24 protein-coding genes are annotated in these 24,842 nt (G+C 71.4%); 15 read left to right on the top strand and 9 right to left on the bottom strand.

The window, feature by feature from the left end:
* Nucleotides 1-164 precede the first annotated feature (164 nt).
* Nucleotides 165-1,865, top strand: a complete 1,701-nt coding sequence (locus AB0M08_RS43950; protein ID WP_364507196.1) for a tannase/feruloyl esterase family alpha/beta hydrolase — start codon at nucleotides 165-167, stop codon at nucleotides 1,863-1,865.
* A gap of 118 nt (nucleotides 1,866-1,983) precedes the next feature.
* Here the strand turns inward: AB0M08_RS43950 and AB0M08_RS43945 are convergent, their stop codons facing one another.
* Nucleotides 1,984-2,922: an NmrA/HSCARG family protein gene (locus AB0M08_RS43945; RefSeq protein ID WP_364507193.1), complete on the bottom strand. Its 939-nt coding sequence runs from the start codon at nucleotides 2,920-2,922 to the stop codon at nucleotides 1,984-1,986.
* 101 nt (nucleotides 2,923-3,023) lie between these two features.
* On the bottom strand, nucleotides 3,024-4,223 hold the full coding sequence (locus tag AB0M08_RS43940) for a serine hydrolase domain-containing protein (RefSeq protein WP_364507190.1): 1,200 nt from the start codon (nucleotides 4,221-4,223) through the stop codon (nucleotides 3,024-3,026).
* Nucleotides 4,224-4,323: 100 nt separating this feature from the next.
* Between AB0M08_RS43940 and AB0M08_RS43935 the strand changes: the two genes are divergently transcribed.
* The 6 genes from AB0M08_RS43935 to AB0M08_RS43910 all read left to right on the top strand — a co-directional run bounded on the left by AB0M08_RS43935 (nucleotide 4,324) and on the right by AB0M08_RS43910 (nucleotide 12,570).
* Nucleotides 4,324-5,112, top strand: coding sequence for a hypothetical protein (locus AB0M08_RS43935; protein ID WP_364507187.1), 789 nt, complete (start codon nucleotides 4,324-4,326; stop codon nucleotides 5,110-5,112).
* A gap of 88 nt (nucleotides 5,113-5,200) precedes the next feature.
* The gene (glgX, locus tag AB0M08_RS43930) at nucleotides 5,201-7,258 is read left to right on the top strand and encodes a glycogen debranching protein GlgX (RefSeq protein ID WP_364507185.1); all 2,058 of its coding nucleotides are present in this window, start codon (nucleotides 5,201-5,203) and stop codon (nucleotides 7,256-7,258) included.
* Complete coding sequence (locus AB0M08_RS43925) at nucleotides 7,255-9,450, top strand: AGE family epimerase/isomerase (protein ID WP_364507182.1); 2,196 nt, start codon at nucleotides 7,255-7,257, stop codon at nucleotides 9,448-9,450. Before glgX ends, AB0M08_RS43925 begins: the two co-directional genes overlap by 4 nt.
* Nucleotides 9,447-10,283 (top strand): type 1 glutamine amidotransferase domain-containing protein, encoded by an 837-nt coding sequence (locus AB0M08_RS43920; RefSeq protein WP_364507179.1) that lies wholly within the window; start codon nucleotides 9,447-9,449, stop codon nucleotides 10,281-10,283. The genes AB0M08_RS43925 and AB0M08_RS43920 overlap by 4 nt, the downstream gene beginning before the upstream one ends.
* A complete protein-coding gene (locus AB0M08_RS43915; protein WP_364507176.1) occupies nucleotides 10,280-10,879 on the top strand; it encodes a DJ-1/PfpI family protein in 600 nt (199 codons plus the stop codon). The genes AB0M08_RS43920 and AB0M08_RS43915 overlap by 4 nt, the downstream gene beginning before the upstream one ends.
* Nucleotides 10,876-12,570, top strand: coding sequence for a thiamine pyrophosphate-binding protein (locus AB0M08_RS43910; RefSeq protein WP_364507173.1), 1,695 nt, complete (start codon nucleotides 10,876-10,878; stop codon nucleotides 12,568-12,570). The genes AB0M08_RS43915 and AB0M08_RS43910 overlap by 4 nt, the downstream gene beginning before the upstream one ends.
* Before the next feature lie 277 nt (nucleotides 12,571-12,847).
* Here the strand turns inward: AB0M08_RS43910 and AB0M08_RS43905 are convergent, their stop codons facing one another.
* Together AB0M08_RS43905 and AB0M08_RS43900 are read right to left on the bottom strand one after the other, a co-directional pair.
* A complete protein-coding gene (locus AB0M08_RS43905) occupies nucleotides 12,848-13,525 on the bottom strand; it encodes an EthD family reductase (protein ID WP_364507170.1) in 678 nt (225 codons plus the stop codon).
* On the bottom strand, nucleotides 13,522-14,574 hold the full coding sequence (locus AB0M08_RS43900) for an ankyrin repeat domain-containing protein (RefSeq protein WP_364507167.1): 1,053 nt from the start codon (nucleotides 14,572-14,574) through the stop codon (nucleotides 13,522-13,524). Before AB0M08_RS43900 ends, AB0M08_RS43905 begins: the two co-directional genes overlap by 4 nt.
* A gap of 483 nt (nucleotides 14,575-15,057) precedes the next feature.
* Between AB0M08_RS43900 and AB0M08_RS43895 the strand changes: the two genes are divergently transcribed.
* The 3 genes from AB0M08_RS43895 to AB0M08_RS43885 all read left to right on the top strand — a co-directional run bounded on the left by AB0M08_RS43895 (nucleotide 15,058) and on the right by AB0M08_RS43885 (nucleotide 19,192).
* Nucleotides 15,058-17,283 (top strand): MMPL family transporter, encoded by a 2,226-nt coding sequence (locus AB0M08_RS43895; protein WP_364507164.1) that lies wholly within the window; start codon nucleotides 15,058-15,060, stop codon nucleotides 17,281-17,283.
* A gap of 72 nt (nucleotides 17,284-17,355) precedes the next feature.
* Nucleotides 17,356-18,042, top strand: coding sequence for a response regulator transcription factor (locus AB0M08_RS43890; protein ID WP_364507162.1), 687 nt, complete (start codon nucleotides 17,356-17,358; stop codon nucleotides 18,040-18,042).
* A 1-nt stretch (nucleotide 18,043) separates the two neighbouring features.
* A complete protein-coding gene (locus AB0M08_RS43885; RefSeq protein WP_364507159.1) occupies nucleotides 18,044-19,192 on the top strand; it encodes a histidine kinase in 1,149 nt (382 codons plus the stop codon).
* Between the two features lie 101 nt (nucleotides 19,193-19,293).
* On the opposite strand, the gene rpsN is transcribed toward AB0M08_RS43885, so the two are convergent.
* The 3 genes from rpsN to rpmB are packed head-to-tail and all read right to left on the bottom strand — an operon-like array spanning nucleotide 19,294 to nucleotide 20,034.
* Nucleotides 19,294-19,599 carry a 30S ribosomal protein S14 gene (rpsN, locus tag AB0M08_RS43880; RefSeq protein WP_364507157.1) on the bottom strand — a complete coding sequence of 102 codons (306 nt, stop codon included), beginning with the start codon at nucleotides 19,597-19,599 and terminating at the stop codon, nucleotides 19,294-19,296.
* Between the two features lie 34 nt (nucleotides 19,600-19,633).
* Nucleotides 19,634-19,801, bottom strand: a complete 168-nt coding sequence (gene rpmG, locus AB0M08_RS43875; RefSeq protein WP_364507155.1) for a 50S ribosomal protein L33 — start codon at nucleotides 19,799-19,801, stop codon at nucleotides 19,634-19,636.
* Nucleotides 19,801-20,034, bottom strand: coding sequence for a 50S ribosomal protein L28 (gene rpmB / locus AB0M08_RS43870; protein ID WP_364507152.1), 234 nt, complete (start codon nucleotides 20,032-20,034; stop codon nucleotides 19,801-19,803). The genes rpmG and rpmB overlap by 1 nt, the downstream gene beginning before the upstream one ends.
* A 43-nt stretch (nucleotides 20,035-20,077) precedes the next feature.
* Here rpmB and AB0M08_RS43865 point away from each other — a divergent pair, with 43 nt between their 5' ends.
* Complete coding sequence (locus AB0M08_RS43865; protein ID WP_364507149.1) at nucleotides 20,078-21,301, top strand: GTP-binding protein; 1,224 nt, start codon at nucleotides 20,078-20,080, stop codon at nucleotides 21,299-21,301.
* A 44-nt stretch (nucleotides 21,302-21,345) separates the two neighbouring features.
* Here the strand turns inward: AB0M08_RS43865 and AB0M08_RS43860 are convergent, their stop codons facing one another.
* The gene (locus AB0M08_RS43860) at nucleotides 21,346-21,996 is read right to left on the bottom strand and encodes a TetR/AcrR family transcriptional regulator C-terminal domain-containing protein (protein ID WP_364507146.1); all 651 of its coding nucleotides are present in this window, start codon (nucleotides 21,994-21,996) and stop codon (nucleotides 21,346-21,348) included.
* 89 nt (nucleotides 21,997-22,085) lie between these two features.
* On the opposite strand from AB0M08_RS43860, the gene AB0M08_RS43855 reads away from it, so the two are divergent.
* The 4 genes from AB0M08_RS43855 (at nucleotide 22,086) to AB0M08_RS43840 (ending at nucleotide 23,792) form a co-directional block, all read left to right on the top strand.
* Nucleotides 22,086-22,631, top strand: coding sequence for a hypothetical protein (locus AB0M08_RS43855; RefSeq protein WP_364507144.1), 546 nt, complete (start codon nucleotides 22,086-22,088; stop codon nucleotides 22,629-22,631).
* 517 nt (nucleotides 22,632-23,148) lie between these two features.
* Nucleotides 23,149-23,331: a hypothetical protein gene (locus AB0M08_RS43850; protein WP_364507141.1), complete on the top strand. Its 183-nt coding sequence runs from the start codon at nucleotides 23,149-23,151 to the stop codon at nucleotides 23,329-23,331.
* A gap of 3 nt (nucleotides 23,332-23,334) precedes the next feature.
* A complete protein-coding gene (locus AB0M08_RS43845) occupies nucleotides 23,335-23,562 on the top strand; it encodes a hypothetical protein (protein ID WP_364507139.1) in 228 nt (75 codons plus the stop codon).
* Between the two features lie 101 nt (nucleotides 23,563-23,663).
* On the top strand, nucleotides 23,664-23,792 hold the full coding sequence (locus tag AB0M08_RS43840) for a hypothetical protein (RefSeq protein ID WP_364507136.1): 129 nt from the start codon (nucleotides 23,664-23,666) through the stop codon (nucleotides 23,790-23,792).
* Nucleotides 23,793-23,831: 39 nt separating this feature from the next.
* On the opposite strand, the gene AB0M08_RS43835 is transcribed toward AB0M08_RS43840, so the two are convergent.
* Nucleotides 23,832-24,479 (bottom strand): hypothetical protein, encoded by a 648-nt coding sequence (locus tag AB0M08_RS43835; RefSeq protein WP_364507134.1) that lies wholly within the window; start codon nucleotides 24,477-24,479, stop codon nucleotides 23,832-23,834.
* Nucleotides 24,480-24,842: the final 363 nt, after the last annotated feature.

The raw sequence follows: 24,842 nt of genomic DNA, 5'->3' as shown, positions 1-24,842 counted from the left end.
GGGCGTACGGCGGAGGGAAGTTCCACCAGGTGACGGGCGAGGTGGCGGCGGACCCGGGCTACCAGGGTGCGTACGCGGCCTGCACCGCCTGACGTTCGGTATTGACACTCGTCCATAACAGTACTTAGCTTGCCGTGCTCGTGCCCGCGAAACGGGGAGGACGCATGCGGGCTACCGCTGGATTCCGGGCGCTGCCGGTCGTGCTCGCCCTGCTCGTGATGGCCGGTAGCGGCCAGACCATGCCCCGGACGGCCGTGGCCGGGACGGTCGCCGACGGCCCTCCGGTGGTGCTGCCGCGGGTCGAGTGCGCGGCCCTCGCCGGGCAGGACCTGTCGGGGACGCCGGACGCTCCGGCGGTCGTCGGGTCCGCGGCCGTGGCCACCTCGCCGGACGGCTCCGAGGCCTGCGAGGTCACCGGAACCGTGGCGCCGCAGATCCAGTTCGACGTGTTCCTGCCGACCACGACGTGGCGGCAGCGGTATCTGCAGCTCGGGTGCGCGTCGCTCTGCGGGAGCATCGACTTCTACGCGGACGCGGCGGACGGGTGCACGCCGCTGACCCGGGGCGACTTCGTCCTGGCCACCACGAACCAGGGGCACGTCGGCGTCGCCGGCTTCGACGCCACGTTCGGCGCCGATCCGCAGTTGCGGGTCGATTTCGGCTACCGGGCCGACCACGTCGTCGCGCTCGTCGCCAAGCGGCTCATCGCGATCTATTACGGACAGGGTCCGCGCTACTCCTACTTCGACGGCTGCTCGCAGGGCGGCCACGAGGGGCTGACCGAGGCGCAGCGTTACCCGGACGACTTCGACGGCATCGTCGCCGGCGCCCCCGCGTCGCTGCTCACCTCGCTCGTCGTCTGGTCCGCGGGCTGGCACGCCACGGCGAACACCGACGCGCGGGGCCGTCCGATTCTGACCGCCGCCAAGCTTCCCGCGCTGCACGCCGCCGTCCTGCGCGAGTGCGACGCCCGGGACGGCCTGGCCGACGGCCAGATCGACGACCCGCGTGCCTGCGCGTTCGATCCGGCGAGCCTGCGCTGCCCGGCGGAGACCGACACCCCGAACTGCCTGACCCAGGATCAAATCATTGCCGTACGCCACCTGTACGACGGTCCTCGCGACGAGCACGGCCGGTTGATGTACCCGGGCGGCGAGCCGGCCGGCTCGGAGGCGAACTGGGCCCGCTGGGTCACCCCGACCGCCACCGGCGACCCCGCCGTGGCCGAGGGCAACGCGACGAACGCGCTGCGGTACCTCGCCTACCCGTCCGCCCGGCCGGCGATGACCCTCGCCGACCTGCGCTACGACGCGGCGACGTTCCGGGAGATCTACCAGCGGGCCGGCATCTACGACGCGACCGACCCCGACCTGACGGCCTTCCGCGCCTCGGGCGGCAAGCTCCTGCTCTGGCACGGCTGGGCGGACCAGGCGATCTCCCCGTACGGGACGATCGCCTACCACCACGCCCTCACCGAACGCATGGGCGGCACGGACGCCACCGAGCGGTTCGCCCGCCTGTTCATGCTGCCGGGCGTCGCCCACTGCGGCGGCGGCCAGGGCCCGGACGCGATCGACGCGCTCACCCCCACCCTCGCCTGGGTCGAGAACGGCATCGCCCCCGACCACCTCATCGCCACGAGGTACCAGGACGACGGCACCGTCACCCGAACCCGCCCGGTCTACCCGTACCCGGCCGTCGCCCGCTACACCGGCACCGGCAGCACCGACGACGCCGCGAACTTCACCCCGGCCCCGCCGCCCACCCGTTACCACGACGACATCCCCTGGCTCGGCTCCTTCCGCTCCGGCTACGAGCAGACCTGCACCTGGCACGACGGCCACTGGACCTGCACCCGGGCATAGCGCGCCTGCGGCCTACCGGTCACCGGCGTGAACACGCCGGAGTAGCGCTGCCGAACAGGTGGAAGCGGGGGCGTGACCGATGATGGTCACGCCCCCGCCGCTGTTCCCGGTGGATCTGTCAGGCGGTGGCCGGGAGGTGGTAGCCGGTGGCCAGCCACTCGCGCAGGGACTGGACCTCGGGGGTCAGGTCGCGGACGCGGGACGGGTCGCGCGGGGTGGTGAACTCGTCGGCGAACTCGGTGTAGTACTGGAGCATGTTGCCGAACTCGTCGGCGCCCGGGAAGCCGAAGGCGCGGAACTGGTCGTGGGTGACCGGGCGGTACTCGACCGGCTCGCCCAGGGTGTCGGAGAGGGCCTCGGCGATCTCCTTTCCGGTCAGGACGTCGCCGGCGATGCTCACCGTGCGGCCGATGTACTCGTCGCCGCGACGGAAGATCGAGAGCGCGACCCGGCCGATGTCGGCGGCGGCGATGCCGGCCAGCGGGGCGTCGCCCATCGGGATGGTCAGGACCAGGCCGCCCTCGGCGTCACGTGCCGGGGCGAGCGCGCCGGCCAGGTTCTCGTAGTAGAACGTGGTGCGCAGGAACGTGGTCGGCACCCCGGCCTCGCGGAAGAACTCGTCGGCCTCGGCCTTGGCGTCGAAGTGCGGCACCTTGTAGCGGCCCAGCAGCGTGGGCATCCGCGGGTCGTCGAGCGGGATCAGCTCGCGGGTGTCCTCCAGGGTCGACCAGACGACGTGGGAGACGCCGGCCTTCTGCACCGCTGCGATCAGATTGCGGACGTACGCCTGTTCCTTCGCCGGATCCATGTGTGTCCAGAAGTCGGTGACCAGGTACGCGCCGTCCGCACCCGCGAACGCCTCGGCCAGGCCGTCGGGACTGGAGTAGTCACCGGCGACCACGTCGGCGCCGAGCGCGGCCAGTTCCCGGGCCTTCGCCGAGTTCACGTCGCGGGTCAGCGCCCGTACCGTGAAGTCGCCGCCGGCCAGGATGGCCCGCACCACACCGCTGCCCTGCGCACCGGTGGCGCCGACAACCGCGATCGTCTTGTTCGCCATCAGAACCACTCCTCGGGTTTTCCGGTCCCTTGTGGACCGCTGACCCGCACAACCACGGCCCCCGGAGAGTTATTTCAAAACTTAAATACCTGTGCCGGGCGTCACCCCGCCGAGCCGGAAGCGCCGGTCAGCAGGGTGGCGATCCGGTCGGCGACGGTCATCGCGGTGTTGACCTCCGTCGTGGTCCGGCCCCGGGTGGTCGCCACGGCGATCGCGATGTCCCGGCCGGGCAGGTAGGTCTGCACGGCGGCGTAGCCGGCGAACGACGGGTTCTGGCGGATCCAGCCGTCCTCGACGGTGACGCCGAACCCGAAGTGGTTCTCCCGGGTGTGATGGACGCAGATCGCCGCCGGGCAGGTCGCGGTCGGACCGCCCAGGCCGACGGTGCCCGGGTCGAGCTGGATGCGCCGGGACCCCGGGGAGAGCAGCCGGCCGGTGCCGACCGCCCGCGCGGAGACCGCCAGGTCGCAGATGTCCGACGTCAGGATCGCGCCGGGCGCGGTGGTCCAGGACGGGCTCCAGTACGTCGAGTCCTCGTACCGCCCGCGCTCGATGGTGTAGCCGTGCAGGACCGGCTGCGGGATGACCGCGTCGTCCCGGCTCACGGTCTCGGTGAGGCCGAGCGGGGTCAGTACCCGCTCGCGCAGCAACCTCGCGACGGGCGTCCCGGTGACCCTGGCGAGGATCTCGCCGAGGATGACGAAGTTGGCGTGCGAGTAGCTCCAGTTGGTCCCGGGGTCGTACCAGAGGGGGCGTTTCATCGCGAGATCGATCACCTCGCGGGGAGTCCAGTGCCGGAACGGGTCGGCGTAGAACCGGGCGATGAACGGGTCGTAGGTCACGTAGTCCGGGTAGCCGGAGGTGCTGGCGCCCAGCATCCGGAGCGTGACCTCGCCGGCCCGGGGCAGCGTGGGCATCCATCGCGCGATCGGCTCGTCGAGGGAGACCACCCCCTCCTCCACCAACTGCAACAACACGATGTCCAGGTACGCGATACCGACCGCCCCGACCCGGAAGTGCATGCCGGTGGTGGCCGGGACGCCGGTCATCGACTCGCCCACCGCGGCGGTCACCACCTCCCGGCCGCCGGCACTCACCCGGACCAGGGCCGCGCCGAGGTCGAGCTCCCGCCGCGCCGTCCGGGCGATGTCGACGATCCGCGCGGCGACACCGCCGGGCCGGGCGGTCGGGAGGCAGCCGGCGGTCCGCGCGCCCGTGGCGATCGCGGCGCCCGCGGTGGCACCGGAACCGCCGGAGGCCAGCACGGCGGCCGTCACCATGGACAGCAGGAAGCGTCGCATTTGTCCATTCTTGGGGACCGCACCCCGGAGCGTGACCACAATGCTGAAAAGACGCCCGGGCCCCGGGACGTCGTCGCCGATCGGATACCGGGGAAGCGCGATGATGCATTGGATCGCGGGCGGGGTGCCGGAATGGATCACCCTGCTCGTACTGGTGATCGGGCTGCCGTCGCTCATGCTGGTGCTCGAGTCGCAGGTGCACCGGTGGGTGCCGGACTGGCGGCTCGGAAAGTACAACGACGCGACCGGGATCATGCTCTCCAGCGCCGCGGTGGTGTACTCCGTGGCGATGGGCATGTGCGTGGTGACCCTCTGGGAGAGCCGCAACGACGCCCGCGCGGCCACCGAGGCCGAGGCGGTCAACCTGGCCGGGCTGGCCGAGGGCGCGCGGGTCTGCGACGCGCCGGTGCCGGCGGAGATCGACGCGGGCGTGGTGGCGTACCAGCGCGACGTGATCGCGAACTGGTCGAACCGGGTGCACAGCAGGACGACGCCGGCGGTCGGTACGGATCTGCACGCACTGGGGACCGTCATCGGCTCGATCACCCCGCGGACCGAGGCGCAGCGGGCCTTCGTCGAGGACGCCGTACGGCGGCTGACCCGGGCGACCGAACTGCGGGCCACGGCCGTCCGGGTGGCCCACGAGGAGCAGCTGCCGAACGTCCTCTGGATCTCGGTGATCACCGGCTCGCTCGTGGTGCTCTCGCTCTGCGTGACCTGCGGTATCCGGGACGGGCTGCTGCGGCGGGTGCTGGTGGCCGGGGTGGCCGCGACGATCGGGGTGAACATGTTCCTCGCGCTGGAGCTGAACTACCCGTTCGAGGGCACCATCCGAATCGGCCCGGACAGCTATCAGGAGGTCGTCGACCAGCTGGAGTCCGGTCGCTGAACCGCCCGAGCGGTTACCCCAAAACGGGAAAACCATCCCTTTTCTTGCCTAGGCTTTTGACGACCGCCCCTCCCCGCACCGCGAGGTCATGGCCTTGAGCGTCAGCCAGTTGTCCCGGCCGCAGACGGCCGTCGTACCCGAACCGGGCCGTAACCATCCGCTCGGCGCCACCCCGGACGACGACGGCGTGAACGTCGCCTTCTTCTCCGAGCACGCCACCGGGGCCGAGTTGCTGATCTTCGAGCGGGCCGGCGACGCCGAGCCGGCCCGGACGATCACCCTGGACCCGGACGTCAACCGCACCTTCACCGTCTGGCACGTCTATCTGCGCGGCCTCCGGGCGCCCGCGTTCTACGCCCTGCGGGTCACCGGCCCCGAGGGCGGCGGTGCCCGGTTCGACGCCGGCAAGGTGCTCGCCGACCCGTACGCCCGGGGGCTGGACCGCAGTCGCTGGGACCGGGCCGCCGCGTGCGCCCCCGGCGACACCACCGGCACCTCGCTGCGCTGCGCGGTGATCGACGAACGTGACTACGACTGGGCCGGCGACCAGCCGCTGAACCGGCCGATGGCGGAGATGGTCGTCTACGAGATGCACGTCGGCGGCTTCACCCGCTCCCCCGGCTCCGGGGTGTCGCGGCCCGGCACCTTCGCCGCGGTGACCGAGAAGATCCCGTACCTCACCGCGCTGGGCGTCACGGCCGTGGAGTTGCTGCCGGTCTTCGACTTCGACACGGCCACGAACGACTACTGGGGTTACAGCACGGCCGGATACTTCGCGCCGCACGCCGGATACTGCCTGGAGCCCGCCGCGGGCGCGCACGTCCGGGAGTTCCGGGACATGGTCAAGGCGCTGCACCGGGCCGGTATCGAGGTCATCCTCGACGTGGTCTTCAACCACACCGACGAGGGCGACCAGCGGGGACCGCTGTTCTGCTGGGCCGGTCTCGACAACGCCAACTACTACTACCTGAGGCGCGACGACCCGCGGTACTACGACGACTACTCGGGCTGCGGCAACACGCTGATGGCCAACCATCCGATCGTCACCAAGATGATCGTCGAGTGCCTGGAGTACTGGGTCCGGGAGATGCACGTCGACGGCTTCCGGTTCGACGAGGCCGCGGTCCTGACCCGCGGACCGGGCGGGGCGATCCTCGACGAGCCACCCGTGGTCTGGCAGATCGAGCTCTCCGACACGCTGGCCACCACGAAGATCATCGCGGAGGCCTGGGACGCCGCCGGGGCGTACGAGGTCGGCGACTACCCCGGATACCGGTGGGCCGAGTGGAACGGGCGGTTCCGGGACACCGTCCGGCGGTTCGTCCGCGGCGATCCGGGGCTGCTCGGCGAGATGGCCGAGCGCCTGGGGGGCAGCGCCGACCTGTACCAGGCGCGCGGGCACCGGCCGGTCAACGGCGTCAACTTCGTCACCTGCCACGACGGCTTCACCCTGGCCGACCTGGTCGCGTACGACCGCAAGCACAACGAGGCGAACGGCGAGGGCGACCGGGACGGCAACGACGAGAACCTGAGCTGGAACTGCGGCGCCGAGGGCCCCACCGCCGACCCGGGCATCCGGGCGCTGCGGCTGCGGCAGACGAAGAACTTCGCGGCCCTGCTGCTGCTCTCCCGCGGCGTTCCGATGATCACGGCCGGGGACGAGGCCGGGCGCAGCCAGCAGGGCAACAACAACGCGTACTGCCAGGACAATCCGGTCAGCTGGTTCGACTGGGCGCTGCCGGGCGAGAACGCGGGCCTGCTGCGCTTCTGGACCGGGCTGATCGCGCTGCGCCGCGGCAACCGGGTGCTGTGCCGGGACGCGTTCTACACCGAGCACGACGTGACCTGGCACGGCACCGAGCTGGCGCCGCCGGACTGGGACGACCCGCTGGGCCGCGCCTTCGCCTGCACGCTCCGCGGCATCGGCGGCGAGCCCGACCTGCACCTGATGATGAACATGCACTCCGCACCGCTGGAGTTCCAGCTCGACCCGGAGCGCCGCTGGGCGCGGGTCGTCGACACCGCACTCGACTCACCGGCCGACATCGCCGAGCCGGGCGCCGGGCAGCCCGTCACCACCGCCGGCTACCTGGTCACCGCGCACAGCGTCGTGCTGCTGCAGTCCCTCTCTGGAGAAACGCCATGAGCCCTGCCACCGATCCGGGCACCCGGGTCAACCAGATCGACTTCACCTTCTCCGACATGGTCGCCGGGTACGTCACCGGCTACGACCCGGGCACCGACCTCCTCGGGCTGCGCACCTCCGACGGGCGGCCGTTCGCCGCCCGCCTCACCGCGAACACCGTGGCGGAGATGCTGCGCAACCTCGGCGAGGCGTACGTCGACGCGGGTGCCCAGCTGCGCGGCCTGCTGCAGCCCGGCCGGTTCGTGCACGTCTACGGCGTGTTCTACCCCGGCGAGGCGAACGGCACCGCGTTCGAGGCCAAACACGTCCTGCTGTTCGGCAAGGAGGCCGACGAGTACCGGTTCGAGTCGCCGGACTGGTGGCAGCGCCAGGTCCGCGCGATCGGCGACTTCTACCTGCAGGCGGAGTTCGGCGGCGCCGCCCCGGGCACCGGATACGACTACCACGGTTACCGCACGGATCTCTCGATGCTCGGCACCAAGACCACGTCGGTCCGGCAGGAGACCGACACCATCTCCCGGATGGTGTACGGGCTGGCCACCGCGTACCTGCTCACCGGCGGGCAGGGCTACCTGGACTCGGCGGTCGCCGGCGCGGACTACCTGATCGAGCACTTCTGCGCGGTGGACCGCAGCCAGCAGATCGCCTACTGGTACCACGCCATCGACATCGCCCCGGACGGCGGCGAGCGCAAGATCCTGGCGTCCGAGTTCGGCGACGACTTCAACGCGATCCCCTGCTACGAGCAGGTCTACGCGATCGCCGGGATCACCCAGGTGTACCGGGTGACCGGCGACCCCCGGCTGCGCGAGGTCGTCGACCTGACGATCAACCTGTTCGAGAAGTACTTCCGGGACCGCGACCGGGGCGGGTACTACTCGCACGTCGATCCGGTGACCTTCGATCCGCGCAGCCCGGCGCTGGACGCGGACGGCCGTACCAACGCCGACCGCAAGAACTGGAACTCGGTGGGTGACCACATCCCGGCGTACCTGATCAATCTCTTCCTGGCCACCGGCGAGCAACGCTACGCGGACCTGCTCGAGGAGTGCTGCGACACGGTGGTGAGGTACTTCCCCGACTACGACGCCAGCCCGTTCGTCCAGGAGAAGTTCTTCGGCGACTGGCGCAAGGACCAGGCCTACGGCCAGCAGCAGAACCGGGCCATCGTCGGGCACAACCTGAAGATCGCCTGGAACCTGATGCGGATGAACAACCTGCGGCCCAAGGACGCGTACGTCGCGATGGCCACCCGGATCGCCGACCTGATGCCCGCCGTCGGCGCCGATCCGCAGCGGGGCGGCTGGTACGACATGGTCGAGCGGGCCATCGTGCCGGGCGAGAGCTTCCACCGGTTGGTGTGGCACGACCGGAAGGCCTGGTGGCAACAGGAGCAGGGCATCCTCGCGTACCTGATCCTGGACGGCGTGCTGCGCCGGCCCGAGTACGCCAAGCAGGCCCGGGAGGGCGCCGCCTTCTACAACGCGTGGATGCTCGACACCGGCGCCGGCGGCGTCTACTTCAACGTGCTGGCCAACGGCGTCCCGTTCGAGCTGGGCGGGGAGCGCAGCAAGGGCTCGCACTCGATGGGCATGTACCACAGCGCCGAGCTCGGCTACCTGGCCGCCGTGTACGGCAACCTGCTGCGCCGGGACCAGCCGCTGGACCTCTGGTTCCAGCCCCGGCCCGGCACCTTCGGCTCGGTCCTGCGGGTCGCCCCCGACCTGCTGCCGCCGGGCCGGGCACAGATCACCCAGGTGTGGATCAACGGCCACGACCATCACGACTTCGACCCCGGCGGGCTGACGGTCGCCCTGCCGCACAGCGACCTCCCGCAGACCGTACGGGTCCGGATGACCCCGGTCGGCCTGGCGTTCAGCGCGGACCTGCTCGGCACCGACGGCGGCCGCGCCGACATCGCGCTCGCCGGCACCCTGGGGCTGGACGGCCTGCCGGCCCTGCACGCCCGGCTCGACGAGGCCCAGGCGGCCGGCTGCACCACGATGGTGCTGGACGTCCACGACCTGCGGCACCTCGAACCCGCGGCGGTCCGCGACCTGGCCCTCACCCGGCAGCACGCCGGCTACGCGCTCACCGTCGTCAACGCCGCCGGTCAGGTCGCCGACCAGCTCGGGGAGAGCGAACTCCTCGGCGAGCTGGTCGGCGCCGGAGCCACCGGAGGCCGGTCATGACCAAGGTGCTGTTCGCGGTCTCCGAGTGGGGCTACTGGGGCGAGGAACTGGTCGGGCCCCTCGAAGCCTGTGACCAGGCCGGGTACGAGGTCGAGTTCGTCACCCCGACCGGCGCCCGGCCCACCCCGCTGTCGGTCAGCATGGACCCCGGGTACGTCGACCCGCCGCAGGGTAGGTCGGTGACCAGCCCCGAGATGGCCGCGAAGACCCGGGCGCTGCACGAATCAGACCGGCTCGACAAGCCGCACGACCTCGGCGGTTGGGTGCCGGCCCGGCCGTACCCGAGCTCCCCGGCCTTTCTCCGGGACTGCGAGGAGTACTACCGCCGCGTCGAGCGGGTCGTCGACGCGGACCTGCGGGCGTACGGCGCGCTGGTGATCGTGGGTGGCAGCGGCGCCATGGTCGACCTGGCCAACAACCAGCGACTGCACGAGCTGATCCTCGGCTTCGTCCGGCTGGACCGGCCGGTCGCGGCGGTCTGCTACGGCGTCGCGGCGCTGGCCTTCGCCCGGGATCCGCTGCGCAAGCTCAGCATCCTGCGCGGGCGGCGGGTCACCGGGCACCCGATCGACTACGACTACCACGACGGCACCGGGTTCGAGGGCCCGAAGGCGCCGGCCGGGGTCGATTTCGGGCCGCCGTTCTACCCGCTGGAGTTCATCCTGCGCGACGCGGTGGGGCCGGACGGCGAGTTCATCGGCAACGTCGGGCACGCCGAGTCGGTGATCGTGGACCACCCGTTCATCACCGCCCGCTCCACCGAGTCCTCGGTCGGCTGTGGGCGCGCGCTGGTCGACGTGCTCGATCACGGCGTACGGCGGTACGGCTGGTGAGCGGGCCGCTGTCCGGGCACCGGATCGCCGTCCTGGTGGAGAGCGACTTCTACGAGCACGAGATCTGGTACTACGCGTACCGGTTCCCCGAGGAGGGCGCCGAGCTGCACTTCCTCAGCCGGCTCTGGGGGCAGGAGTCGCTCACCTTCACCGGTCACGAGTACAAGGCCCCGTTCGTCTGCACGGAGTCCTTCGAGGGCACCGACGACGACGCGCTGCGCACCTACTCGGCGATCATCGTGCCCTCGGCCATGGTCAGCGACCGGCTGCGGTACAGCGAGGACCTGAGCAAGCTGCCGCCCGCGACCGATTTCGTCCGCCGGGCCTTCGCCGAGCCCCGGATCGTCAAAGGCATCATCTGTCACGGGCTGTGGCTGCTCGCCCGGGTGCCGGAACTGGTCCGCGGACGCCGCCTGACCTGCCATCCGAACCTGTACGGCGACGCGCTCAACATGGGCGCCCGGTACGTCGACGAGGACGTGGTCGTCGACGGTGACCTGGTCACCGGGCGTACCGGAGCGCAGGCGGGGATCTTCGCCCGGACCGTCATCGAGCAGGTCCGGCAGCGGGCCGCCGTACCGGTGGGTGCCCGGTGACCGCGACCGCCGACCGGACCGGGACCCGGCTCGTCACCGGGCACCGGCGGCTCCTCGAACAGCTGCGCGCCGACGGGGTACGCCACCTGTTCGGCAACCCCGGCTCCAGCGAGGAGGGCCTGCTCGACGAGATCGCCCGCTTCCCGGAGATCGACTACGTGCTGGGCCTGCAGGAGGCCGCGGTGGTGTGCACCGCCGACGGGTACGCCCAGGCCACCGGCCGGCCCGCCGTGGTGCTCCTGCACAGCGGCGTGGGCCTGGGCAACGCCGTCGGCAGTCTCTACCACGCGCTGCACCGGCAGACGCCGATGCTGGTGCTGGCCGGTGAGGCGGGAGTCGCGTACGACGCCCTCGAGGCGCACATGTCGGTGAACCTGGTCGACGTCGCCCGGCCGGTCACCAAGTACGCCGCCCGGGTCACCCATCCCGGCAGCCTGCTCCGGATGATCCGCCGTGGGCTCAAGGTGGCCGCCACGCCGCCCCGCGGTCCGGTCTTCCTCGCCCTGCCGCAGGACGTCCTCGACCGGCTCGCCGACGAACCGGTGGTACCGACCGCCGTACCCGACACCAGGGTCGTGCCGGAGCCGGCCGCGATCCAGGCCGCGGCCCGCCTGTTCGCCGCGGCGCAGGCGCCGGTGATCCTCGCCGGTGACGGCGTCGCCGCGTCCGGCGGTGTCGCGGAGCTCGTCCGGTTCGCCGAGACCTGGGGCGCGACGGTGCACGGCGCGATGGCCTCCGAACTGGTCATGCCGTGGACCCATCCGCTCTGGGGCGGCCTGACCGGGCACATGTTCGGCACCGACAGCGCCGCGCTGGTCGCCCGGGCCGACGCGGTGCTGATCTGCGGCACCTACGTCTTCCCGGACGTCTTCCCGGCCCTCGGCGAGGTGTTCCGGCCCGGCGCGCCCGTCGTGCACGTCGACCTGGACCCGTACGCCATCGCGAAGAACCATCCGGTCACCGCCGGGCTGCTCGGCGACCCGCGGCTGACCCTGCGGGCGCTGACCGGCGCGCTCGACGAGGCGATGACCGGGCCGCAGCGGCAGGCCGCGGCCGAACGGGTCCGCCGGCACGGCGCCCGCAGCACCGCCGCCCGGGACCAGGCCCGCACCGGCGACCTGGCGCGCTCCGGCACGGCGCCGCTGGGCATGGCCGCCGTCGCCGCCTGCCTGGCCGACCTGCTGCCGGACGACGCGATCATCTTCGACGAGGCGCTGACGAACTCGCCCGCACTGACCCGGTGGCTGCCACCGGACCGCCCGGGTCACTTCTTCCAGACCCCCGGCGGCACGCTCGGCGTCGGCATCCCGGGCGCCATCGGCGCCAAACTCGCCCACCCCGGCCGTACGGTGGTGGGCTTCACCGGCGACGGCGGCGGCATGTACACCTGCCAGGCCCTGTGGACCGCCGCGCACCACCGGATCGCGGCGAAGATCGTGGTCTGCCACAACGGCGGGTACCAGCTGCTCAAGGAGAACCTGGCCCGTTACCGCCGGGACAACGACGAGGAGCCGGACGCCGATTTCCCGGCCTTCTTCGACGTACGGGATCCCCGGGTCGACTACGTGGCCCTCGCGACCGCGATGGGCGTACCCGCGGCCCGCGTCCAGCACGCCGCCGACCTCCCCGCCACCCTGCAGACCATGCTCGACCACGACGGCCCCTACCTGGTGGAGGCCGCCCTCGCATAGCCACGCCCGCCCGGGCGGTCACGCACTCCCGGCGCAACGAGCCCCGGCTGGCAGCGAGGGGTATCTCACGGGCGCCGAGACACCCCTGAGCACCAGCCACCAGCCCCCGGCAGCGAAGGGTGCCTCACGGGCGCCGAGACGCCCCTGAGCACTCCAGCGGGGACCCGTTGGGCACTACTGTCCGGTGTTCTGCCGCGCTTCGTGAGCGGCGTGACGTCTCGTCGCGCGCAGCGCGGTGCGGCGGGTGCGCGGTCGTGGGCGTACCGGAGAAGGTCTGTCAGCGTCCGTGGGGGCCGATGATCCAGTGCTCGATGGCGACGAGACGGTGCAGGTAGCGCGGATCCGCGAAGTCCCGCAGGTCCTCCTCGGCCCGGGCGAACTCGGGGCTGGCGAGCGCGCGGGTGAGGGCGTCCGCGTCCTCGAACCAGAGCTGGTGGGCGCCGTCGAGCACCGCCTCGCCGAGCTGGTAGGCGCCGTCGCGGGTGTATCCCTGCAGGTAGCGCCGGAGACCCGGGACGCGGCCCGTCAGGGTGGCGTGGGCGCCCAGCCCCCGCTCCCGGAACGCGGCGAGGCCCGAGCCCGGCGCGCGCTTCACGAGCAGGATCAGTTTGACGCCGCCGTCCGGGCCGGGGACCACCTCGTGGGCGTCGGTGTCGAGCACGATCGTCTGCCAGAACGCGGCCCAGGTCGGCTCGTCCTGACGGGCCCGCAGGAACTCCGGTGTCTGCAGCGACGCGACCTGCTCCCGCTCGCCGGTCAGCCAGATCTCGGCCGCGCCGCGCCACGGCGGCCGCGTCTCCTCCGGGCCCATCGGCTCGACGTCGTCCACCAGGTACCGGCGGATCTGCGGGATCTTGGCGGCGTACTCGACGGCATGCACGTCACGCCAGTAGTGCTGGAAGTCCGGGACGGTCATGCCCGGCCGTGGTCCGGCGAGGATCAGCTGGTGGATCATGGCTGATCTCCGGTACGCAGGCTCCGGGTCAGTGGGTCGTCGGCGCCGAAGACCCGGACCGCGAACGTGTACGGCGTCCCGCCGTCGTGACCGCGCAACGTCAGATCGGCGCCCGCCGCCACCAGGATCCGCGCGCACTCCGCGTACCCGTGCCAGATCGCGTCGTGCAACGGCGCGTACCCGTTGGTCCACCCCTGGACGTTCAGGTTCACCCCGGGCCAGGCGGAGATCAGCCGGGTGAGGTCCGCGTGGCCGTTGTAGACCGCCTTGTGCAGCGGCACCGCGCCGAAGGTCGGCTCGATCGCGTTGACGTCGGCACCGGCCCGCAGCAGCGCCGCGGCGATCCCGGTGTGCCCGTCCCGCGCGGCCACCAGCAGTGCGGTGTGCCCGTCGTCGAAGCCGTTCAGGATCGGGTACCGCTCGTCGACGGCCACGCCCGCGTCCAGCAGCCGGTCCACCTCGGCGGCGTCGCCGGCCGTCACCGCGGCCATCAGGCGATGCCCGGCGACGCGCTGCTCGTCCCGGTGCTGCCGGTCGTCGACGTACCGCCCGGCCAGCCTCAGGCGATCCACGCCGACGGTGTTCACGCCGAGCTCGAAGTCCAGGTGCCGGCGCATCGAGAAGCCGTAGTGGGTGCTGAGGTTCACCCCGGCGTCGTGGTCCAGCAGGTAGCGGGTGATCTCCGGCTCCTTGAACCAGAGGGCGTCCATCAGCGGGGTGTGCCCGGTGGTGGCCGCGACCGCGTCGACGAACGCGCCCGCCTCGACCAGCATCCGCGCCACCTCGAGGTCGCCGCCCTGGCACGCCTTGTGCAGCGCGGTGGCCCCACCCCCGGGTTCTGCGGTGAGCACGTCGGCGCCGGCGTCGATCAGCAGGCGTACGCACTCCCGGTCACCCCGGCCGGCCGCCATCATCAGCACGGTGAGGCCGTCGCGGGGCGATCGCGCACACGGGTCGGCGCCCCGGTCCAGCAGCCGGTGGACCGCCGGCGCGTCACCCTCGTCCACCGCGGCGACCAGGTCGTCGGTGAGTGTCACGGACGCGGTCATGGACATAGGTCCACCCTCTCTGGCGTGGTTCCGCATTCCCCGCACGCCAGTCTGGGTCGCTTTCCACGACCCCGGACCGGGTTCACGGATTTCCGTTCCGGAGCGAGCCCGGGTAGTCACGGACGCTCCGGACGTTCCCGGCACCGGCGACCAGCCCGATGTAGCCCACCGGTCGCGTTCCGCCGACGGGCGGCAGGAGATGCCGGGCGAAGGCGTTGACGCTATTTTCCGCAGCCCCGGCCGGCGCCACCGCCGCGGCGGTACCGGTCTCACGGTGGGGCGAGCACAGTGGGGCGAGCACGGCTCCGAGGAGCGGGCGCGGGGTGGATACCGCGGGCGCGGTATCCACCCCGGGGCTGTCGCCGCCGGTAATGCGGATGCGGTACGTGCGGATGAGCTGCCGGGTTGACGACGTGGGCCTGCGCCGACGGGAGTCTGGAGCGCGTAGATACGAAGCCCCGAACATCGAGGAGAAGCGTCGCGATGGCTACCTTTCTGGCACGGGTCGGCGCGTTCAGCGCGCGGCACCGGGCTCTCGTCTTCGTCGTCTGGGGGCTGATGCTGGCCGCGGTCGCCTACGGGACCGTGACCGGCCTGAAGTTCAACGACGGCGGGTTCAGCCTCGCCGATACCGAGTCCGGCCGGGCCCTGCAGGTCATGCAGACGACGTTCCCGGCCACGAGCACCGACGACACCGCGGGCACCCTGCAGCTGGTGCTGACCGCCCCGGACGGCGAGAAGATCACGAGTACGGCCGACAGGAAGCTGGTCGCCGCGGTGATCAGTGAGGCGAAGGGCGTCGAGCACGTCGTCGCGGTCAGCGACCCGTTCGCCGCCGACCGGCCGTACGTCTCCGCGGACGGCACGACCGCGGTGGCCACCGTGTCGCTGACCGGGCTGACCGACGACACCGACACCGAGCCGATCTACGACGACGTCCTCGCCGTCGCCCAGCACGCCCGGGACGCCGGGCTGAGCGCCGAGGTCGGTGGCACCATCGCCGACGCGACGCCGGAGCAGAGCCCGGCCGAGGGCATCGGCGCGCTGATCGCGTTCGTCATCCTGATCGTCACGTTCGGGTCGCTGATCGCGGCCGGCGCCAACATGATCGGCGCGCTGCTCGGGCTCGCCGTCGGGCTGCTCGGCGTGTTCGCGGCGTCGGCGTGGCACCCGATCGGCTCGACCACGCCGACCCTGGCCGGGATGATCGGGCTCGCCGTCGGCATCGACTACGGGCTGTTCATCTTCGCCCGGTTCCGCACCGAGCTGCGCGAGGGCCGTACCGTCGAGGAGGCCATCGCCCGCGCCATCGGCACCGCCGGCTCCGCGGTGGTCTTCGCCGGAGCCACCGTCATCATCGCCCTGGTCGGCCTCTCCGTGGTGCGCATCCCGTTCATCACCGAGATGGGCGTCGCCGCCGCGATCACCGTGGCCACCACCGTGCTGATGGCGCTGACCTTCCTGCCCGCCCTGATGCGCTGCATGGGCTACCGGGTGCTCTCCCGCCGCGAACGCCGCCTGCTGCGCCAGGGTGTCCCGCTGGCCGAGCAGGCCGCCCGGCACGCGAAGCGCCGCTCGTTCCTGTCCGGCTGGGTACGCACCGTCGTCAAGGCGCCGCTGCCGATCGCCGTGGTCGCGATCGCCGGGCTGCTCGCGCTCTCGATGCCGACGTTCCAGCTGAAGACCGCGCTCAGCACCCCGGGCGGCGAGGACCCGGCGAGCACCCAGCGCGCCGCGTACGACGTGATCGCCGGCAAGTTCGGTGCGGGCAGCCAGGGACCGCTGATCGTGCTGGTCGAGGGCGTCGGCGTGGCCGGCGAGCTCACGGCCGTCACCACGGTGCTCGACGGCCTGGCGGACGTCGCCTCGGTCACCCCGGCCGGCGTGAGCGCCGACGGGACCACGGCGATGATCCAGGTCGTACCGGAAAGCGGTCCTGTCGACGATGCCACCCGGGATCTGGTCCGTGACATCCGCGACCACTCGGGCGACGTCACCGGGGTGAGCCTGGCGGTGACCGGTGCCACCGCGGTCGACATCGACACCAACACCAAGCTCAGCAAGGCGCTGATCGTCTACCTGATCCTGGTGGCCGGCCTCTCGATGGTGCTGCTGGTGATCCTGTTCCGCTCGCTGCTGGTCCCGCTGGTCGGCACGCTCGGATTCCTGCTCTCGCTGGGCACCGCGTTCGGCCTGACCGTCGGCGTCTTCCAGAAGGGCTGGGCCGACGCGCTGATCCCGGCGCCGGCCGGCAACCCGATCCTGAGCCTGCTGCCGATCCTGATCGTCGGCATCCTGTTCGGGCTGGCCATGGACTACCAGGTCTTCCTGGTCTCCCGGATGCACGAGGCGCACAGCCGGGGCCTGAGCACCACCGACGCGATCGTCGACGGCTTCAAGCGGACCGCCGTGGTGGTGGTCGCCGCCGCATTGATCATGGTGTCGGTCTTCGCCGGGTTCGCCAGCTCGGTGTCGCCGTTCGTCGCCGCGATCGGGTTCGCCCTCGCGGTCGGCGTGCTCACCGACGCGTTCATCGTCCGCATGATCATCGTCCCGGCGGTGCTGCGACTGCTCGGCGACGCCGCCTGGTGGATGCCCCGCCGGCTCGACCGGGTCCTGCCGGACATCGACGCCGAGGGCCGCTCCCTGGACCACGACCGGGACGCGACCGACGGGCACCGGGACGCGGAGCTCACCCCGGTCGCCTGAGGGGTGGACCATCCCGCCGGGACGGACGCGGATCCGCGTCCGTCCCGGCACCGACGTACGGAGAATGATCACGTGACGATCCGGGTGCTTCTCGCCGACGACCAGGCGCTGCTGCGCGCGACCTTCCGGCTGCTGCTCGACGCCGAACCCGACATCGAGGTGGTGGGCGAGGCCGCGACCGGTGCGGAGGCGGTGACGCTGGCCCGCGCGCTCCGTGCCGACCTGGTCCTGATGGACATCCGGATGCCGGACGTGGACGGCATCGAGGCGACCCGGCGGATCAGCGGTGACGACGCCCTGGCCGGGGTCCGGGTGCTGATCCTGACCACCTTCGAGACCGACGAGTTCGTGGTCTCGGCGCTGCGGGCCGGCGCGAGTGGCTTCCTCGGCAAGGGAGTCGACCCCGAAGAGCTCCTTGCCGCCGTACGCACGGTCGCGGCCGGAGAGTCCCTGCTCTCGCCGCTGGCCACGACCGCGCTGATCGGCCGCTTCCTCGCCCAGGCGGCACCGCCGTCGCCGATCGCCGCCGAGGTGCACGCCCGGCCACGGGACGACCTGACGGTCCGGGAACGGGAGATCACCGCCCTGGTCGGCGCCGGACTCTCCAATCAGGAGATCGCCGACCGGCTGACGATCAGCACCGCGACCGCGAAGACCCACGTGAACCGGGCGATGATGAAGACCGGTTCCCGGGACCGCGCGCAGCTGGTCGTCTTCGCGTACGAGACCGGCCTCGTCGCCCCGCGATCGGCCATCTGAGGTGCGCCCGTCCTACCCTCGGGACGCGCTGCTGGCGCTGCTGGTCGTGCTGGTCTTCATGGCCGAGGTGGCGTGGGGTGGGGGCGACGGGCTGCGCGCCCCCACCATGTGGCAGCTGACCTGCCTGGTCGCCGGATCGGGCGCGCTGATCTGGCGGCGGCGGGTGCCGCGGGCGGTCGCGGTGGTCACCATGCTCTGCGGGGCCGCGATGCCGGCCACCGCACCGCACCTGATCATCCCGGACGTGGCCACGGTGGTCGCGCTCTACACGGTGGCCCGGCACACCGACCGGCGCACCGCGGCGACGCTCGGCGCGGCGGCGGCCGTGCTGCTCACCGGCAGTTACGCGCTCTGGCTGCCGGACCACTTCGCCGACATCCACGTGGTGGTGCCGGTCAACTACGTGGCCGCCGCCGTCGCGGTGGGCGACGCGATCCGCAACCAGCGCGCCATGCTGGAGGAGCAGCGGCGGCGGGCGGCCGAGGCGGAGCGCGGGCGGGAGGCCGAGGCCCGCCGCCAGGTGCGCGAGGAGCGCATCCGGATCGCCCGGGACCTGCACGACGTGGTCGCGCACCACATCACCCTGGTCAACGCGCAGGCCGGCGTCGCGCACCACCTGATGCGCACCGATCCGGGCAAGGCGTACCAGGCGCTCGCCGGCATCCAGGAGACCAGCCGGGCCGCCCTGGACGAGCTGCGCGCCACGGTCGGGCTGCTGCGCTCCGACGACGAGCCGGAGACCCGGCAGCCGACACCCACCTTCGACCAGCTCGACGACCTGCTCGGCGGGTTCGTGCGGGGCGGTTTCGACGTACGGGTGACCCGTACCGGCCCGGCCCGGCCGCTCTCCGGCACGGCGGGGCTGGCCGGGTACCGGATCGTCCAGGAGGCCCTCACCAACGCCGGCAAACACGGCACCGCCCGGCACGCCTCGCTGCACCTGGCCTACACCGGCGACCACCTGGAGATCCGGGTCGCCAACCCGGCCCGGGCGGACCACCGCGGACCCGGCACCGGCCACGGCATGATCGGCATGCGGGAACGCGCCGAGTCCGCCGGCGGCCGCCTCACCGCGGGCCTCCGCCCCGACGGCGTCTTCGAGGTCCGGGTCGCGCTCCCGCTGCCACCGCCGATCGCCGCGGCCGACTGACCCGGCCGCGGTCCACCGTCACCCGACCGGTCCGGCCCGCACCGCCCTGCCAGCACCACCCTGCCCGCACTACCCGGCGGCCCGCACTACCCTGCCCGTGGCTACCAGGAGGCCTTGCGGACTCCGGGCAGCTCGCCGCGCAAGGCCATCTCGCGGAACCGGACCCGGGACAGGCCGAACCGGGTGAGCACGCCGCGCGGTCGGCCGTCCAGCATGTCGCGGTTGCGGCGCCGGGACGGGCTGGAGTCACGCGGTAGGCGGGACAGCCTGCGTACGGCCGAGGCCCGGTCTTCGGGGTCGGTGCCCGGATCGGAGATCGTCTTCTTGAGCCCGGCCCGCCTCTCGGCGTGACGGACGGCGAGATCGGTCCGGCGCTTCTCGCGCTCGCTCAGGCAGCGGCGGGCCATCAGCAGCCCTCCCTCTCAGCGGGGTGGCGGGTCATCAGCGGTCCTCCCGGAAGTCGGCGTGGCGACGGGCGATCGGGTCGTATTTCCGCAGCACCAGGCGGTCCGGGTGGGTGCGGCGGTTCTTCCTGGTCACGTACGTGTACCCGGTGCCCGCGGTGGACCGCAGCCGGATCACCGGGCGGATGCCGGTGGACTTCGCCATCAGAGCCGCACCCCGCGCGCGGTCAGCCGGGCCACCACGGCGTCGATGCCGTCCCGGTCGATGATCTTCAGCCCGGTGGTGCTGACGGTGAGCCGGACCGTACGGCCGCCGGCAAGCCGGAATCGGCGGCGCTGGACGTTCGGGTTCCAGCGGCGGCGGGTGCGGCGATGGGAGAAGGACACGGCGTTGCCGAAGCTCGGCTTCGCGCCGGTCACGTCACAGATGAAGGACATGCCGGCCACTTTACAATGAAAATCGTTTCCAACAAGATGGGGTGTGAGCGCTGAATCGACGACCTCCGCCCCGCCCGTCTCCCCGGTGGACCACCGGCCCGCCGTCACCGTGCTGTCCGGGTTCTCCCCCGGCGCCGTCCACGCGGCCGCCCGCACGCTGCTGCTCGCCGACGACCGGCTGATCGCGATCGGTCACGACCTACGCGACATCCGGGACGGCGTCATCCGGCGCACGGTCCGTACCGCGACCGAGCCGATCGAGCGGGCCACCGTCACGCTCGTGCACGGCTGCGTCTCCTGCACCCTCCGCGAGGACGTGCTGCCCGCGCTCGTCCGCCTGGCGCGCGAGCGGCCCGGCAGCGACCTCCTGCTGATCCTGCCGCCCGCGGTGGAGCCCGAGGCGGTCGCCGCCGCCTGCGCGCACTGCCTCGTCGACGGCGCGCCGGTCACCGACGCGGTCCGCTTCGACTCGTACGTCACGGTCGTCGACGCGGACCGGTTCCTCGACGACCTGGCCGACCCCGGTGACCTGCGCGACCGCGGGCTGCACGCCGCCGAGGACGACCACCGCTCGATCGCCGACGTGGTGGCGCACCAGGTCGAGTTCAGCGACACGGTGATCCTCTGGAACCGCCCGGAGACCGACCCGCTCGACCTGGAACGCGTGAAAGCCCTGGTCCATCGTCTGGCGCCGTGGTCGGTCCAGGCACCCGTCGCCCGGGTACGGCGTACCGGACGGCACGACCCGGACCGCCCCGGGACGCTCGGCCGGGCCCTGGAGGGACGCGCCCTCGCGCTGCACGACCCGGAGCCCGCCGAGGTCACCTCGATCCTCTTCGAGTCCCGCCGCCCGTTCCACCCGCGGCGCCTGCACGACGCCCTGGAGGAGCTGACCGGCGAGGCGCTGCGCGGGCGGGGCCAGCTCTGGATCGCCAGCCAGCCCGAGACCGTCGTCGCGTTCGAGTCGGCCGGCGGCGGTGTCAGCCTGGGCGGACTCGGGTACTGGCTGGCCGCCCTGCCCGTCGAGCGCTGGACCGAGACCAGCGACGACCGGCGCCTCGCCGCCGACCTGACCTGGGACCCGTACTACGGCGACCGGCGCACCGTACTCGCCCTGATCGGCCTGCGCCTCGACCCGGTCGCGCTCACCGCCCTGCTGGAGTCATGCCTGCTCACCGACGCCGAACTCAGCGAGGGCTTCGACGGCTGGCGCGACCTGCCCGACCCGTTCGCCGGTTGCTTCCCGCTGACACCCCTGGCGGACTGACCGGGAACCCGGCGCCTCCGCGGCGGCACCGGGCCTCCGGAGGCTCAGGCCGGGACGGGCGGGCCGAGGCGGGCGCCGATGCCCGCGATGAGGACGTCCAGCTGCCGCTCGAACCGTGCCGCTCCGCTCCGGCGCGCGTGGCCGGTCTCGGCGACCAGGGGCGCCCCGGCGCCGATCCGGCGGTCGCGCTCCTCCGGCGAGTAGCGCGCCGGATCGGCCTCGGCGGACCGCGCCCGCTCCTGCTCCTCGATCACGAAGCCGACCACGAAGGCGGTGACCAGGTCGGTCGCGTCGGCGGCGGCGTCCACCGACACCCCGGCGGCGAGCCATCGGCGGAGCCAGGGCTCCTGCGCCTTGAGGACCTCGGCGTCGGTGATCAGGGTGCCGCTGAAGGTCCGGGCGCCGTCGCGATGGGCGAGGTACTCGGCGCGCAGCGCGTGCGCGTACGCGGCGAGGTCGTCGAGCCAGCCGGCGCCGGCCGGGTGACCGGTGAGCGCCCGCACCACCCGCCGGTTGACCTCGGTACCCATCTCGTCGAGCAGGTCCTGTTTGCCGCGGACGTGGTGGTAGAGCGCGGGTGCGCGGACACCCAGCCGGGCCGCCACCGCCCGTACCGTGACGGCCTCGATGCCGTGCTCGTCCAGCACCGACAGCGCCGCCGCCACCACCCCGTCGCGGGTCACGCCCTTCGCCACCTCGCGATCGTACCGGCGGCGCCCGACTTGACGAATTAACTAAGTTAAGCAACCCTCGTCGTCGTGCTTAACTTAGTTAAGGGGGCCGTGTGACACCGGAGGATATGACCGACTTCTTCGTGGCGAGCGCCGGCGTGGCCGGCGCTCTGATCGGGTTGCTGTTCGTCGTGCTCACCGTGGCCGAGCCACGCTTCGCCGAGAACGAGGAGGCGGCGCCGATCCACCGGGTACGGGCCGGGGCCGCGCTGATGTCGTTCATGAACGCGCTGACCGTGTCGCTCTTCGCGCTCGTCCCGGGCGGGCGGCTGGGCTGGGCCGCCATCGCGGTCGCCGCGGCCGGACTGCTGTTCGTGCTGGCCACCCTGCTCTCCCTGGCCCGGCTGCAGGTGCTGGTGTCACGCCGGATCCACGAGGCGGTGTTCCTGGCCGGCCTGGCCGTGGTCTTCGTCTGGCAGACCGCGACCGCCGTACGGCTGAACGCCCACCCCGGGGACGGCGACCTGGTCAGCACGCTCGCGATGCTGCTGGTGGCCTGCTTCGTGATCGGCGTCTACCGGGCCTGGGACCTGGTCGGCGGCCCCTCCTTCGACCTGGGTACCGAGATCCGGGCCCTAGCCCGGAAGCGCCGCGCCTGACCGCCGCGAGCCGCCACACCTGAGCCGTCGACTCTGCTGCCACATTCGTGACACGCCGTCGCGAGTCGTCACCGGGCCGCGTCCGGGCGAGGCTTACGCGTCGGACCGCGACCACGTCGACCCGCGGGCGGCTGCTGGCGGTCAACGGCAAGTACAGCAGGTCCCGCGAACCGGCCTTGCACCCGAGCACGGTGGTCGCGTTGCAGGAGTTCGTCCCGGGCTGTTGCGTTCTCGCCCCGTGATTCGTTGAGCAGGTGTTTCGTGGGGTGATTGACCTCTGTGGAGGCAGTGGAAGCGGGTGAAGTCCTCAAGGTGATCATGGAGTTCTTGACGCTGCACGACCACCGTGGATACCCACCCGCCGATGGCATCACCTCTGATCCACGCACTGACCGTGACAACCCCCGGCTCTGACTCGCCCACACCGCCGGTAACCGGTAGTGAACATGCTGGGCTCGTCGGGGCGCTGGGCCGGGTTCCGGACCCGCGTAACCGGCACGGGACCCGCTATCCGCTGGTGGCGTTGCTGACCGTCGCGGTCTGCGCGGTCCTGGCCGGTGCCACCTCGTTCGCTGCGATCATCGACTGGTTGTACGACCTCGACGAGCCCGGCCGGGTCCGGCTCGGGTTCACCCGGGGCGTGCCCGCCGGCACCCGCCCGGCCACGCCGCTACCGCACGGTGATCGCAGTCGACGGTAAACCTTGCGGGGCTCCCGCCTGCCCGAGGGCCGCCAGACGCATCTGCTGTCCGCGCTGGACACCAGCACCGGCATCGTCCTGGCCCAGATCACCATCGACGCCAAGAGCAACGAGATCCCGGCGTTCACCCCGCTTCTCAACGCCGCCGAGAAGGTCCTGGGCAGCCTGACCGTCTACCTGGTCACGTCCCTGCCCGCCGCCGACGCTCAGCCCGCCGACCTGCGGAAATGAGCCAGGGCAAAGTGGCTGATCGAGAACCAGGTCCACAACGTCAGGGACATCACGTTCCGCGAGGATCTGCAGCAAGCCCGGACCGGCACCGGACCCGCCGCATGGCCACCCTGCGTAACACCGCGATCGGCTGGCACCGCATCAACGGCGACACCAACATCGCCCGCGCCAGCCGACGCGCCGACCGCCGATCACACGACCTGACCAGCAGTTACCCCAGAACGCAATGACCCTGGGGATGGGGCGATCAAAACTGCGTGAAATGCATTCTAGCCTTCACTCCGCAAGCCATAATGCCGCCTTATATTTGTCACGAAGTGCTCGGCCTGCTCGGTCACAAAAGGCGGCTGGCCAATGATCGATGAAGAAAAGCGAACAATGATCGACTCGCAGCGCGACATGTCTCCAAGCTCAGCGTAAACGATCGCCAGATTTCCCAGATCGAATCGAGACTTCGGTTCGCGTTCCTCTAAGTAAAAGACTACTTCAGACAATGAATCGAATCGCTCCAAGAAAGGCACGCCGTACCTTTCAATATCAGATGCAACCAAGCGGGCAACGACCGCCAGATCATCACTCGGAAAAATAGTCCACCGCGGCACGAGACCACCCTCACGACCCTGAGCATCAAATAGGTCCGCAAGGGAGGCACCAACAATACTGGCACCCTCGGCCAGTCCATAGAACTGGGCCGCCAGCCTCGAAATAGCCTCATGCCTGACACTGACCGAAGGGTTGAGCGATAGACCATAATCGCGCGGAGTCAGATCGAGACCGACGCAATAGACAAGGCCATCGGACTTCGACATAAAGAAGAAGGCATAGTCTTCTTCTTCGTCGTTAGGGGCGAACTCCCATCCATGCCTCCCTAGCTCACGAGCAACCTGAAGAAGAAGGTCATCGACTAGCTCCCGCATGAGGGACACTTCCAGACATCAAATTGAACACCCATGGTTACTCTGGAGCCCTTCGGTATACCATACCCAGCAAGCTTACTCGTATCGACGATTGCCCCGCCAGACTCAAGTTCTGGATACCCAACCTGTTGTGCAGGGCTTATCGCGGCGCCGCGTCCAGTCTTGGCCTCCGCTGCAATCCAATTCCCAGCACCGTCCTGACCAACGAAGTCTGCGATAAATACATCGCCGTTACTGTTTCGAAACCTTACCTGACTCTCAACATTGGTGGTAACTACTCAGGTCAGTTGATGGCGGGGATCCATGGCTGGCCGGATGTCAGTTGGACGAGGGCGTCGTAGAGGTTGATGCCGTGTTTGGTGG

The sequence above is a fragment of the Actinoplanes sp. NPDC051851 genome (assembly GCF_040681165.1).
Classification (GTDB): domain Bacteria; phylum Actinomycetota; class Actinomycetes; order Mycobacteriales; family Micromonosporaceae; genus Actinoplanes.
The sequence above is the reverse complement of the archived record's forward strand: the minus strand, read 5'-3'. Positions and strand labels throughout refer to the sequence as shown.